At 64.2% G+C, this 13256-nt stretch carries 14 protein-coding genes; 4 read left to right on the forward strand and 10 right to left on the reverse strand.

Going from position 1 to position 13256, the window contains the following annotated elements; all coding sequences use genetic code 11:
• Positions 1-53 precede the first annotated feature (53 nt).
• Positions 54-680, forward strand: a complete 627-nt coding sequence (locus ACVWZM_RS15560) for a Crp/Fnr family transcriptional regulator (protein WP_456853798.1) — start codon at positions 54-56, stop codon at positions 678-680.
• A gap of 358 nt (positions 681-1038) precedes the next feature.
• Positions 1039-1311: a hypothetical protein gene (locus tag ACVWZM_RS15565; RefSeq protein WP_253588189.1), complete on the forward strand. Its 273-nt coding sequence runs from the start codon at positions 1039-1041 to the stop codon at positions 1309-1311.
• 111 nt (positions 1312-1422) lie between these two features.
• On the opposite strand, the gene ACVWZM_RS15570 is transcribed toward ACVWZM_RS15565, so the two are convergent.
• From ACVWZM_RS15570 to ACVWZM_RS15590, 5 genes are all read right to left on the reverse strand, one after another.
• Positions 1423-2457: a D-alanine--D-alanine ligase family protein gene (locus ACVWZM_RS15570; RefSeq protein WP_050382451.1), complete on the reverse strand. Its 1035-nt coding sequence runs from the start codon at positions 2455-2457 to the stop codon at positions 1423-1425.
• Complete coding sequence (locus ACVWZM_RS15575) at positions 2454-3482, reverse strand: putative zinc-binding metallopeptidase (protein WP_057020110.1); 1029 nt, start codon at positions 3480-3482, stop codon at positions 2454-2456. The genes ACVWZM_RS15570 and ACVWZM_RS15575 overlap by 4 nt, the downstream gene beginning before the upstream one ends.
• A 187-nt stretch (positions 3483-3669) precedes the next feature.
• On the reverse strand, positions 3670-4047 hold the full coding sequence (locus ACVWZM_RS15580; protein WP_076832674.1) for a type 1 glutamine amidotransferase family protein: 378 nt from the start codon (positions 4045-4047) through the stop codon (positions 3670-3672).
• Between the two features lie 198 nt (positions 4048-4245).
• On the reverse strand, positions 4246-5529 hold the full coding sequence (locus tag ACVWZM_RS15585; RefSeq protein WP_057020111.1) for an RNA polymerase sigma factor: 1284 nt from the start codon (positions 5527-5529) through the stop codon (positions 4246-4248).
• Between the two features lie 89 nt (positions 5530-5618).
• Positions 5619-6014, reverse strand: a complete 396-nt coding sequence (locus tag ACVWZM_RS15590) for a YciI family protein (RefSeq protein ID WP_076832680.1) — start codon at positions 6012-6014, stop codon at positions 5619-5621.
• A 400-nt stretch (positions 6015-6414) separates the two neighbouring features.
• On the opposite strand from ACVWZM_RS15590, the gene ACVWZM_RS15595 reads away from it, so the two are divergent.
• A complete protein-coding gene (locus tag ACVWZM_RS15595) occupies positions 6415-7632 on the forward strand; it encodes an IS4 family transposase (RefSeq protein WP_456853800.1) in 1218 nt (405 codons plus the stop codon).
• Between the two features lie 254 nt (positions 7633-7886).
• Here the strand turns inward: ACVWZM_RS15595 and ACVWZM_RS15600 are convergent, their stop codons facing one another.
• Genes ACVWZM_RS15600 through ACVWZM_RS15620 form a run of 5 tightly spaced genes read right to left on the reverse strand, consistent with a single transcriptional unit; the run spans position 7887 to position 12213 of the window.
• On the reverse strand, positions 7887-8582 hold the full coding sequence (locus tag ACVWZM_RS15600) for an AprI/Inh family metalloprotease inhibitor (RefSeq protein WP_253588190.1): 696 nt from the start codon (positions 8580-8582) through the stop codon (positions 7887-7889).
• Entirely contained in the window at positions 8582-9565 is a 984-nt protein-coding gene (locus tag ACVWZM_RS15605) for a 2-hydroxyacid dehydrogenase (protein ID WP_076832688.1), read from the reverse strand. The genes ACVWZM_RS15600 and ACVWZM_RS15605 overlap by 1 nt, the downstream gene beginning before the upstream one ends.
• Positions 9565-10353 (reverse strand): ABC transporter permease, encoded by a 789-nt coding sequence (locus ACVWZM_RS15610; protein ID WP_253588191.1) that lies wholly within the window; start codon positions 10351-10353, stop codon positions 9565-9567. Before ACVWZM_RS15610 ends, ACVWZM_RS15605 begins: the two co-directional genes overlap by 1 nt.
• Positions 10350-11153, reverse strand: a complete 804-nt coding sequence (locus ACVWZM_RS15615) for an ABC transporter ATP-binding protein (protein ID WP_229191285.1) — start codon at positions 11151-11153, stop codon at positions 10350-10352. The genes ACVWZM_RS15610 and ACVWZM_RS15615 overlap by 4 nt, the downstream gene beginning before the upstream one ends.
• Before the next feature lie 16 nt (positions 11154-11169).
• Positions 11170-12213: an ABC transporter substrate-binding protein gene (locus tag ACVWZM_RS15620; protein WP_253588192.1), complete on the reverse strand. Its 1044-nt coding sequence runs from the start codon at positions 12211-12213 to the stop codon at positions 11170-11172.
• Between the two features lie 144 nt (positions 12214-12357).
• Between ACVWZM_RS15620 and ACVWZM_RS15625 the strand changes: the two genes are divergently transcribed.
• Positions 12358-13164, forward strand: a complete 807-nt coding sequence (locus ACVWZM_RS15625; RefSeq protein WP_456853803.1) for a creatininase family protein — start codon at positions 12358-12360, stop codon at positions 13162-13164.
• Positions 13165-13256 lie beyond the last annotated feature (92 nt).

Below are 13256 nucleotides of genomic sequence, written 5' to 3' on the forward strand. Positions count from 1 at the left end.
GGTCGTTTTCAGATCGGTTTGCTTGCAATTTTCGTTTCCCAGTGGGCGTTGTCATGACGTTGATCGATGGTTTGGGTTATCTGGCGTCGGCGCTTGTGTTGCTGACGTTCTGCATGAGTACGATGTTGAGCCTGCGCGCTGTCGCGATATTCAGCAATCTGGCATTCATCAGCTATGGATTGGGCGACCGGATCTACCCGGTGCTCATCCTGCATATCATTCTGCTGCCCCTGAACGTGGTGTTGCTGTTCCAGATGGTTCGGCTGCTTCGGAAAGCGAAGCGTGCTGCAGCGACGGACCTTTCTCCGAACTGGCTGCAGCCGTTCATGCAGCCGAAGCATCTCAAGGCGGGAGAAACGATCTTCCGGAAGGGCGACGACGCCGACCTGCTGTACATGGTCGTGTCCGGCGAGGTCACGTTTCCCGAGATCGATCGCGGGGTATCGGCGGGTGAACTGTTCGGCGAGATCGGGTTGTTTTCGCTCGAGCGCCGCCGCACGCAAACCGCTCAAGCCGCGACCGATGTAGATCTGCTCTGGATCAGCGACAGCGCACTGAGGAAGCTTTGCGAGCGCAACCCGGGACTGTCGCTGTATTTCCTGCGCCTGACGGCGACGAGGATGACGGAAAACGCGGCCCGCGCGATCGGGGTCGGCGAGGTGGCGCCCAGTCCGGCGTAAGGTGCGCCGCCTCGCTTGCCGGCGCTACGGCGCGGACGACGCCGCAAGGCTCGGCAGCGGCGCAAACTGCATCTCTGCAACGGCCGAGCCGGCGTATGCACTGGCGATCAGGATCATGACTCGAATGGCGACGAACATGGTGCCTCCTCAGTCTTGTTGTTGGTCTTTCAATGCCAGAGACTTCTTTCCCGCCGGTGAGGAAAGCTGGTTGCCGCAACCTTGAAGGCATTGGTAAGCGGGCCGTTTACGCAAGCCCATTCATGAGTTGGGAACCGTATCGGCCGATCGGCCGCAGCACTAAACGCGCGGTTCACCGTCACCGGGCATTGTTCGCCTCAATCAAGAAGGCGCAAGCACAATGCCGATTTTCAGGACGATCCTTGTTGTCGTATCGATTTTTCTTGCCGGTTTGTACGTCTACGACAGCTGCCGCAGCGATGGGCTCGCCATGCCGGTTTCGGTAAACGAAATCCTTGCACGGCGCTGGCCGGAACCGGACGCGTTTCATCTGACGGCAGCCCCTGTTTCCGCGACCGCCGGCACCGTGACGCCGGCCGCGCGCGTTAGGGAAACGTTTGCGATGTTCATCCCCAAGGATGCGCGACGCCATCCGATGCAGCGCAGCCTTTAGAGCATGATCCGGAAAAGTGGAAACCGGTTTTCCGAAAAGATCATGCTCAAACAAGGAGATGAGATCATGATGCGATTCTGTGGAAACGCATCATGATCTAGCGGCCTCGAGTCAGCCCAGCGACGCGCCGGCCTTGGCGCGGCTTATTCCGAGCGTCACGATGCGCTGCAGGAGATCCGGATAGTCCAGCCCGTCATGCCCGGCGGCCGTCGCGAACTCCTGGCTCTTGGCGATTTCGGGGTTGGGATTGGCTTCGATGAAATACGGAACGCCATTGGTGGACAGGCGGAAGTCGATGCGCGCATAGCCATCGAGCCCCAGGGTCCGGTAGATGCGCTTCGCCAGCCGTTGGATATGGGCGGATAGTTCCGGCGTGAGATCCTCGGCCGGGCCGTCGACAATCCCGACGCGCTCCTGATAGCTGGTATCGTGCTTGACCTTTTCGGTGGCGATCTGGCGCGCGGCAGGGCCGCCCATGCTGCCGAATTTCAGTTCCCACACCGGCAGCACCCGCAGCCGGTTGTTGCCGAGCACGCCGACATAGAGCTCGCGTCCCTCGATGAACTGCTCGGCGATCGCGGCCGTTCCGATCCGCTCATGGATGAAGGCGACGCGCTCGGCGAGCTTCTCGTCGGTATCGACGATCGACGCCTGCGAGATACCCAGCGATCCATCGCTGCTCAGGCTCTTGACGATCAGCGGCAGCTCGAGACGCGGCGGCCGCTTGACCTTGCGGCGCATCGGAAACACGGCGAAGGCCGGCACCGGGATCCGGCGATGGTGCACCAGCGTCTTGGACAGATCCTTGCCGCGCGCCAGGATCAGGCCGCGCGGGTTGCACCCGGTATAGGCGATCTTCATCAGCTCGAGATAGCTCGCGATGTGCTGGTCGTACACGACGTCGTAGTGAAACTCCTCCAGCAGCGTGAACACGACGTGCGGCTTGAAGCCCTCGATCTCGTCGCGCACCGGCTTGATTTCCTCCTGCACGCCGAGCGGACGTACCTCATGGCCGGCCGCGCGCAGGGTGCTGACGACGTCGTATTCCGTCTTCCACTCGTTGATCTCCCGCGCGCTGTATCCATCGCTGGAGTCGGGCGGCACACAATCCGGGTGCATCAGCACCAGAATGCGAAGCTGTTTCATAGCGCGATCCATTTCCGGCGCGACGGGCCGAACAGCGCGTGCATGGTCTTGGCGGTCAGCAGAATGGTGAAGTTTGTCACGAGCTTCTGCTCGGGGCCGACGGCACGCAGATTGAGCTCGCGGCAGCGCGAGATCATATCATCGAGCACGGCATCGAGCGTCAACTGGTTCTCGCCGGTCCACCGCGCCACCAGCTGCCTGATCTGGGCGCGGTGCCGCCTGATGAAGGCCGCGGCCGGCGGACGCCGATAATGCCGCGGATCGGCGGAGAACAGCTTGGAGAGATCGCGGTCGTAGGTCTTCGGCGGCGTGAAGGCGTAGAATGCCTGCTTCTTCCTGTAGTGCTCGGCGAGCGTTTGCTTGAGCGTATGCAGCGGATCGACCCGCTCGCGCGTCGGGAGCAGCGGCCGCTTGCCGGCGATCTCGCCCATCAGCTCGTCGACATATTCGAGCTTCTTCAGCGCGGGCCAGCCGGCATAGCGCGTCCGCCAGTTCGAGCGCGGCCGCAGCCACACCGCGAAGGTCTCGGCGAAGTCCTCATCCGGATGGCTCTGCGCGTACCAGAGCCGAAGATGCTGAACATAATTGCGGCTGGCCGGATTGGGCCGGTAGTAGCGCGGATAGTGCTGCGACGACGGGCCGAACAGCTGCTGCCAGCGCCGGCGGCGCTGCAGCTGGTAGCCGTGCTGCACGGCGTGCCCCGCCTCGTGGCGGAGAATGGCCATGCATTCGGACCACGAGGCGCCCTCGACGTCGAGCATCATCTTCTTCTCGAGCTTCATCAGGCGGGGATGGGCGAGGTAGAACGGGATCGCGATGCCGGGCACATCTGCCGGGCTGAACCATTCGCTCGAGATCCACGTGTGCGGCCGCAACCGGATGCCGCGCTCCTCGAGCTCCTCATAGAGAGTATTCACACAATCGGCGAGCCAGGTGCCCTCGACGGCAACCCTCAGACGATTGAGCGGTTGCGCGAGCAACTGCTCGTCCGTCAGCTTTTCCCAGGCAAATTTGCGGCGCGGCATAGGCTTCCAAAGTCTAAAGCAAATCGGACTCTGGATGGTGTCATAGGTTGCCGCCGGCAACAACCGCCGGGCCTTCGCGGCGAGCCTCGGGCCAATGCCGGCATCGGGCCGGCCCGAGTGTCCGCCTTGGGCGGCGGGCAGCGCGCCGAGCCCGATCGCCGGCGCAAGGCGACGCCCATCTGGCGTCCTACGGCCTGACCCAGCGTTGCACGGCCGCGGCGGTGTCGGCCGGCCTGGTGTTGAAGCAGATGGCGGCATCGGGGGCGAGCCGGTGCACCAGATTCAGGATCGTCTCGAACAGCAAGAGCCGCTCCGGCGGCTCGCGCAGCCCGGCACCGATCACGACGCAGTCGTAGCGGCGCGCGTTGAGGGCCGCCGCCGTCACGGCTTCCGCCGTATCGCCGAGGTCGATCAGGCAGCTCTCGACGTCGTAGCCGAGCGTCCGCAGGCCGTCGATCTGCGCGTCGAGATAGCTGCGCACCAGCTCGGGCGTGAACTGCGGCATGACGGACAGATCGACGAAGGTCGGGTCGAGGCCGATCGCCAGCACGGATGGCTTCGTCATGGTGGCAGTTCCCGGTCCGAGAGAATTTCGTCCGAGCATGCCGCAGGTTTGAGTCGAAATCGCGGACACGACGACCCGCAGCAACCTTGTGAAGCCCGGGTGAGCGAAGCGACACCCGGGGTCGCTCGTGGCAAAGACCCGCATGTCGCTTCGCTCATGCGGGCTACATGGTTTCGCTCCGCCGGAATCGCGGAGCCGTCAGCGGCAGCCATGATCCTGCGCGGCACGCGCAGCGATTGCGGCGCGCCGCTTGAGGAACTCGCGCTCGCGCGAATTGCCGGCTAATGCGGCGGCGGCCTCGAACGCGGCATGCGCCTCCGCGAAACGGCTCAGCTTATTCAGCAGATCGCCGCGCACGCTCGGCAGCAGATGATAGGATTTCAGCGCCGGCTCATCGGTGAGGCCGTCGACGATCGCGAGCGCGGCAAGCGGCCCCTCGGCCATGCCGATCGCAACTGCGCGGTTGAGCTCGATCACGGGTGAATCCAAGAGCGCGGCGAGATCGCCGTACAGCGCGGCGATGCGGCGCCAGTCGGTCGCGTCCGGTGTTCCGGCTTCGGCGTGGCAGGCGGCGATCGCGGCCTGCAGCACATAGAAGCCGCCGGCGCCGCCGAGCTCGCGGGCACGCGCCAGCGCGAGCTGCCCGCGGCGGATCTGCAGGCGATCCCACCGCGCACGGTTCTGGTCCATCAGCAGGATCGGCTCACCGGACGCATCGGTGCGCGCCGCCATCCGCGAGGCGTTGAACTCCATCAGCGCCAGCAGGCCGTGCGCCTCCGGCTCCGATGGTGCGATCGAGGTCAGCACGCGGCCCATGCGCAGCGCCTCGTTGCAGAGCTGCGGCCGCAGCCATTCGTCGCCGCTTGCCGCGGTATAGCCCTCGTTGAAGATGAGGTAGACGACCTCGAGCACGGAGGCGAGCCGCTCGGACAGCTCCTCGCCACGCGGCGTCTCGTAGGCAAGGCCTGACTCCGACAACGTGCGCTTGGCGCGCACGATGCGCTGGGCGATGGTCGCCTCCGCCTGCAGGAAGGCGCGCGCGATCTCCTCGGTGGTGAGGCCGCAGATCATCCTGAGCGCCAGCGCGGCGCGCGCCTCCCGCGACAGGCGCGGATGGCAGGCGGTGAAGATCAGCCGGAGCAATTCGTCGCCGATATCGTCGTCGAGCGCGGCATCGAAGTCGGGCATGGTCTCCTGCTCCCGCGCCAGGTCGTGCGCGATCACGCCGTGCTTTTCGGCCAGCATGCGGTTGCGGCGCAGATGATCGAGCGCGCGGCGCTTGGCCGTCGCCATCAGCCAGGCACCGGGCTTTTCCGGCACGCCATCGGCCGGCCAATGCTCAAGCGCGGCGACCAGCGCTTCCTGGGTCAGGTCCTCGGCGAGCGGCACGTCACGCAGCATCCGCGACAGGCTGGTGATCAGCCGCGGCTGCTCGATGCGCCACACCGCAAGAATCGTGGCCTGGATGTCGGCGGCCGTCATCGCCGCCGACCTGGATTCTCGTCCTGACGCGTTTTCTTCACGCGAACCGGCGTCCACTTCGCTTGCGAACGCCCTGTTCGCGCGGCGCATCAGGCGCAGGCGGACACATCGACCTGACAACCGCCGTCGGCGCCCGGGGTGGCGAATGGGCGAACCTCACAGGTTCCCTCCCAACCCGGCATATGCTCCTTGTGCAGCTGCATGAACTCCACGGCGGCGGCGACCGCCTCTTCCTTGTTGCGGAGCTCGAAGATCGCATAGCCGCCGATCATCTCCTTGGTCTCGACGAAGGGCCCGTCGACGACGTTGAGCTTGCCGTCGGTGATGCGGACCTGGGCGCCCATCGCGACCGGCAACAGCCCGCCGGTGTCGATCATGCGGCCCGCCTTGATTTCCCGCTCGGCAAGCCTGCCCATCGCCTCCATCAGAGCCGGCGTCGGCGGGCCCGGAGGCTGGGGCGAGGTGACGATATACATGAAGCGCATCGGAAAACTCCTGTTGGGCGAGACGCGGCGATGATCGCCGCAAGACCGGCTCGCTATGGGGAACGACGATCCGGGAGGGGGTGAATCGACATGGGAAAGGGAATTTTTTTCGGGCAGAAGCAAATCCTTGTCGTCCCTGCTTTCGCGCTAGCGTGTCTACACGGTTTTGGGGCGCGACAGATTGACTCGGTGCAGCAAGAAGTGGCGTCTCTGCAGCATGTTGTATGATTCTCTCACTGGCGCTTTGATTCGAAGGAGCGCCAGCGATGCAGCCGGATTTGTCTTTGGGTGAGTTCGGGGACGTTCGTCTCGACAAAAGGGGGCGACGCTTCTCCGGGCTATGCTTTGCACGCGCAGCGTCTGCTTGCGCCAGATGGCCCGGGGCGATTGGGCTGCCAATATGGCGTTCTGGCGGTTTGTGAACAACCCCCAAGTCACGATCGATAAATTGATTGAGGGCTGGAGCGCGCAGACGCGGACTGCGGTCAGCGGGCGTCATGTGCTGGCGATCCAGGATACGAGCGAGGTCAAGTTCCAGACCCAGGCGGGACGGCGGCGCGGGCTGGGCAAAGTCGGCAAGGGCAATGCTCGCGGCGTGCTGTTGCATGCGATGATGGCGGTGGATGCCGACAGCGGGGTCTGTCTTGGCCTTACTGGCGGCAACGTTTGGACGCGCAAAGGCAAGGTAAAAATCCCGCATGAGCGGCGCGCCTTGGCCGACAAGGAGTCGGCGCGCTGGGTGACGGCCGCCGAGCAAGGCCGCGACGTCCTGGCAGATGCCCGCATGATCACCGTCGTCAACGACCGCGAGGGGGATTTCTTTGCTCACTGGGCGCTGACGCCAGCTGAGAATGTCCATCTTCTGTCGCGTGCCATGCACGACCATGCGCTGGTCGATGGCGACACACTTTATCAGGCGGTCGAGCGGAGCCGCTTCTGCGACAACGCGGTGATCGATCTGCCGCAGCGAATGGATCGGCGCGGCCGGCAGGCCCATCTCTCGATGCGCTTCGGAACCGTCGTGCTCAAGCGGCCGCAGAGGCCCGGCGTCACCGACTTGGCGGAGGGCATCAAACTCAGCTTCGTAGAAGTGGTCGAGTTGCATCCGCCGAGAGGTGCGGAGCCCATTCGCTGGCTGCTCCTGACCACTCATCCGGTCGCCACCGCTAAAGACGCCTGGCAGATCGTCTCCTGGTACCGCCAGCGCTGGATCATTGAGCAACTCTTTCGCTCGCTGAAGAGCCAGGGTTTGCGCATCGAGGATAGTCAGATCGAGAGCGCCGAAGGCCTGATCAAGCTCGTGGCGGTCGCCACCAGAGCGGCATGTATCGTCATTCAACTCGTTCAGGCCCGCAACAGTGGCGAAGAATTGCCGGCTGAATTTGTCTTCACCGCAGAAGAGATCGAGACGCTCAGGGCCATCAACAAAACCATGAAAGGTCGCACCGAGCTTCAGAAAAACCACCATCGCCCCAACACCCTTGCTTGGGCGGCATGGATCATCGCAAAACTCGGCGGATGGACCGGCTACGCCTCCCACCGTCCACCTGGACCAATCACCTTCCACACCGGAATGGCCCGCTTCCAAATCCTCGCAAATGGCCCGACAAACGTGTAGATGCACTAGTGCGAAAGCAGGGACCCATAACCACTGGGTTGAGTTGCTGAAGCGAGCCATGGCCACAGCCGCGCAAAACCAACCGGCATCGTGGCTATGGGTCCCTGCTCCCGTGCGCAATTGCGCACTAGGCGCGGACGACACGGAGCTTGTGGCAATCCCGTAGCCGGGTGAGCGAAGCGATACCCGGGGAATGCACCGGCGAAATCCCGCATATCGCTTGCGCTCATGCGGGCCACGAAGCCAGCCCCGACCTACTGCTCCCGCAGCATGATCAGCGGATCGGCGCTGTCCGGGACACGGCGCCACTGGGCGTTGTCGTCGGCCTCGAACTGCCAGGTCTCGCCCTTGGCCGACATCAGGATCATCTGGCCGTGATCGAGCCGCCACATGGTCGGGTTGAAGGAAGCGACCGCGGGATCGCATTTGCCCTTCAGGAACACCTGGAAATTGTCGTTGCCGGCGTCGGTGTTGGTCAGCACCAGCGTGCAGATCGCCTGGCCGTTGCCGCGCACCATCGACCAGTCGCCGATCATCTGGTCCATCGATTTGGCGAGCGAGCGCGCCGCGGCAAGGTTTTGCAGGATGTAGACGCCCTCGTTGGTGCGCATGCCTTCGAAGATGCCGGTTTCGACCTCGGTGAAATCGATCACGGTCTCGCCGGCGGCATTGTGCAGCCGCACGATGTCGCCGAGGCCCTTGATGCTCCAGCCGGTGATGTCCTTGGTGAAGGGCAGCGCGGCGGCGCAAGCGGGCTCGAGCTCGAGCTTGAAGCCTTGCGGCGCCGCATCGCTCTTCAGCGTCACGACGCAGGTCTTGCTGCGCTCGGTGGTGGCGAGCTCCCACTGCCCGATCATGTCCTTCTTCAACGTCGTGACGTCCTGCGCCGCTGCCGGACCGCACGCGGCCAGCAGCAGACACAGCACGGCGTTGAAGCGGGACAACGACATCAGCGATCCTTGACGGGCGTTTCGGCAACCGGCGTCAGCGGCGGCTTGCCGGCGAACCAGTTCTTGATATTGTCGACCACGAGCTGGTCCATCGCGTTGCGCGTCACCACCGAGGCCGAGCCGATATGCGGCAGCAGCACGACGTTCTGCATCGCCTTCAATTCGTCGGGCACGTTCGGCTCGGCCGCGAACACGTCGAGACCGGCGGCCAGGATGGTGCCGGACTTCAGCGCCGCGACCAGCGCCGGCTCGTCGACCACCGAGCCGCGCGCGACATTGATCAGCACGCCGCGCGGACCGAGCGCCTTCAAGACGTCGGCATTGATCATCTTCGCCGTCGAGGCGCCGCCCGGCACGATGACGATCAAGGTGTCGACCGCCTTCGCCATCTCGATCAGATCGGGATAGTGCTTGTAGGAGACGTCCTTGGACGGATTGCGCGAGTGATAGGACACCGGCACCCGTGACGCATCGAGCCGGCGTCCGATCGCTTGGCCGATCCGGCCCATGCCGACGATGCCGATCTTGCGGTCGCGCAGCGAGCCGACGCTGAGCGGATAATTCTGGGTCTGCCACAGCCCGGAGCGCACATAGCGGTCGGCCTTGACGAACTCGCGCAACGTCGCGATCAACAAGCCCATCGCGACATCGGCGACCTCCTCGGTCAGCACGTCGGGCGTATTGGTGACCACGATATTGTGATCGCGCGCATAGGCGGAATCGACGTGGTCGTAGCCGACGCCGAAGCTGCCGACGATCTCGAGCTTCGGAAACATCGCCAGCGCGGTCTTGTCGGTCGCCATCGTGTGATAGGTGACGGCGATGCCGCGGATCTTGGCCATCGTATCGGGCGTCAGCCGCTCGAGGTCGCCGCGGCTCTCAGCGCGGTGCAGCACGTATTGATCGGGAAAGCCGTTTTCGAGGATTGGCCGGATCGGTCCATAGATCAACAGATCGATCTTTTCGGAAGAAATCGGGGCCATCAACTGTCCTTTCCTAACGCGCTTTCATGCCAACGCCGCAACAACAGGTGCGAAACTAGCGCCAGCAACCCATAAATGACAATCCCGGCCAGCGATAGCAGCAGAAGTGCCGCGAACATGCGGGGAATATTCAGCCGGTAGCCCGATTCAGCGATCCGGAAGGCGAGGCCCGAGCCGGCGCCGGCGCTGCCCGCCGCGATCTCCGCGACCACGGCGCCGATCAGCGACAGCCCACCGGCGATGCGCAGACCGCCGAGGATATAGGGCAGCGCCGCGGGCAGCTTCAGGAACAGCAGCGTCTGCAGCTGTGAGGCGCCATAAAGTTGAAACAATCCGGCGAGGTTGCGATCCACCGAATTGAGGCCGAGCGTCGCGTTCGACAGCACCGGAAAGAACGCCACGATCCAGGCGCAGACGATCACCGCGGTCTGCTGCTGCAGATAGATCAGGAGCAGCGGCGCGATCGCGATAACGGGCGTAACCTGCAGCACCACGGCATAGGGAAACAGCGAATACTCCAGCCATTTCGACTGGTTGAACAATAGCGCCAGCACGATGCCGCCGACTGCCGCGGCAACGAAGCCTTCGAGCGTGGTCAGGAGCGTGACGCCGAGCGATTGCGACAGGATAGGCCAGTCCGCAACCAGCGTCTTCAGCACCAATAGCGGGCTCGGCAGCACGTAAGGTTGGATGCCATAGCCGCGGACGATGGCTTCCCAGAGCAGGAGGCCAGCGGCGAACACCGCAAGCGGCAGCAGAAAACGGACGAGGTCTTGCGGAGATTTCATGCGCCCGCCTGCCCTGCATAGGATGGCGCCAACGCGCTGGAGACCTCGCGGCAGAACGCGGCGTATTCGGCCGACGTGCGGAACTCCTCGCCGCGCGGTTCCGGCGAGGTGATGCGAAACTCGGCGCCGATCCGGCCCGGGCGCGCGGTCATCACGATCACGCGCTCGGAAAGATAGACCGACTCGAACACGGAGTGCGTCACGAAGATGACGGTCTTGTGCAGGGTGCGCCACAGCGACAGCAGGTCGTTGTTGAGGCGAAACCGCGTGATCTCGTCGAGCGCCGCGAACGGCTCGTCCATCAAGAGGACATCCGGATCGGTGACCAGCGCGCGCGCCAGCGACACCCGCATCTTCATGCCGCCGGACAATTCGCGCGGATAGGCTCTCGCGAACTCCACAAGCCCGACCTGATCCAGCGCCGCATCGATGCGCGCGTCGGCGGTGGTCGCAGGCAGCCGGGCAAGCTTCAGCGGCAGGCGGACATTGTCGCGCACCGTGGCCCACGGCATCAGGGTCGGCTCCTGAAATACGAAGCCGATGCGGTGGCTGCCGCGCTGCTCCGCGCCATGATGCGAGACCTCGACCGTGCCGGCGCTTGGCGTGGCGAGACCTGCAATCAGCCGCAGCGCGGTGGATTTGCCGCAACCGGAGGGCCCGAGCAGCGAGACGAACTCGCCGCGCCTCACGTCGAGGTCGAGCGGCCCGAGTGCCCTCACGCCGCTGTCATAGGTCTTGCTGACGCCGCGCAGGCGCACAGCCGACGCTGCATCAGATCCAGACAACGCAGGCTCCGCCATCGCCCGTCCGCACCCGTCAGTTCTTCGGCCGGAGCTCGGCGCCGACCGCCTTGTTGACGAAGCGCAGCGTGTAGCCCTGGCGATAGTCGATGGCGCTCTTGACCACGCCGGCCCGCACCATCTTGTCGAAGAAGCTCGCCATCCGCTCGTCGGTCATGGCGCCGATGCCGTTCTTGATGGAATCGCCGGAATCGACGATGCCGTGCTCGCGCATCTTGGCGACGCAATAGGCGAGCAGCTCGTCGTTCATGTCGGGATTGAGCTTCTTGATCATCGCATTGCCGGCCGAGTTGTCGCCGTAGACGTAGTGGTACCAGCCGACGATCGAGGCATCGACGAAGCGCTGCACGAGGTCAGGCTTCTTGTCGACCAGGTCGCGGCGGGTCTCGATCAGCGTCGAGTAGGAGTTGAAGCCGTAATCGGCGAGCAGCAGCACGTTCGGCTTGAAGCCGGCGGCTTTCTCGACCGCGAAAGGCTCCGAGGTGACGTAGCCCTGCATCGCGGTCTGCTTGTTCACGATGAAAGGCTGCGGATTGAAGGTGTAGGGCTTCACCTTGTTCTCGTCGAAGCCGTATTCGGACTTCAGCCACTGGAAGTAGCTGGTGATGCCCTCCTTCGAAATCAAAAGCGTGAGCGGCTTCAGATCCTCGATCTTCGTGGCCTTGACCTCGGGATGGGTCAGGAAGACCTGGGGGTCCTTCTGGAACATGGCGGCGACGGCGACCAGCGGCACGTTGTTGGTGACGGCGTCGAAGGTCTGCAGCGAGTTCGCGCTCATGAAGAAGTCGAGCTTGCCCGCGATCAGCAGCATGCGGTTGTTCTCGTTGGGACCGCCGGGCACGATGGTGACGTCGAGGCCGTATTTCTTGTAGGTGCCGTCGGCGAGCGCCTGGAAGAACCCGCCATGCTCGCCCTCGGCGACCCAATTGGTGCCGAACGAGACCTTGTCCAAGGTCTTGTCCGAGGTCTGCGCCCGCGCCGGGGCAAGCGCCGCGGCAACGCAAAGCGCGGCGGTCAGAAGGCTTGTGGTTAACGCTCGCAGAAAAAAGGCCGGGATCATGGTTGGACTCCGTCGATCATTATGGCCCATGATGGAAGGCGGGAAGACGTGGACCGCGCCCGGAGACGCGAACCCGTTATGATGTTAAACAAACTAGCCTGCAAATCCATCCCGTGAAACGCTTGTATTGAAACGACCGGCTTGATGACTTCTCAGCTTCCGCCCCGCGACTGGACCGCCATCCACTGGCCCGATATCGCCAAGGATACGGCCGCGCACTGGATCGCGGTGCTGCCGCTGGCCGCGACCGAGCAGCACGGGCCGCATCTGCCGCTCGGAACCGACGTCATGATCGGCGAGGCCTATCTTTCGCGGGTGCGAGAGTTGCTGCCGGCGACCACTCCCGCCACGTTCCTGCCGTTGCAGCCGGTCGGCATCTCAACCGAGCACATCGATTTTCCGGGTACCTTGACCTTGCCGACCAACGTGGCGCTGAACAGCTGGATGGCACTCGGCGAGAGCGTGGCGCGCGCAGGCGTCAGGAAGCTCGTGATCGTGACCAGCCATGGCGGCAATTCCGCCGCGATGCAGCTGGTGGCGCAGGATCTGCGCGCGCACCATCAGATGCTGGTGGTGACCACGAGCTGGTCGCGCTTCGGCGCGCCCGACGGGCTGTTCGACGCCGGCGAACTGCGCCACGGCATCCATGGCGGCGCGGTCGAGACCTCGATCATGCTGGCGAAATATCCGCACGCCGTGCGCAAGGATGCGATCGCGGACTTCAAGCCGGCCAGCGTGCGGATCGAGAAGGATTATCGCTTTCTGTCGACGCAGCGGCCGGCGCCGTTCGCCTGGCAGGCGCAGGACCTCAATCCGAGCGGCGCGATCGGCGATGCGACCAAGGCCTCGGCCGAGAAGGGCGAGAAGCTGATCGAGCACGGCGCGCGCGCGTTCTGCGAGCTGCTCGCCGATGTCGACAGGTTCGATCCCGGCGTATTTCGCGGCAAATGACCGCGATTGCTTCGTCCTGACAAGCGCGACGAAACAATTCGCGAAACCATATTTCCGCCCCGATCTTCGAACCGGAACCGGACAGCCTCCGT

Source organism: Bradyrhizobium sp. USDA 4501 (genome assembly GCF_054062115.1).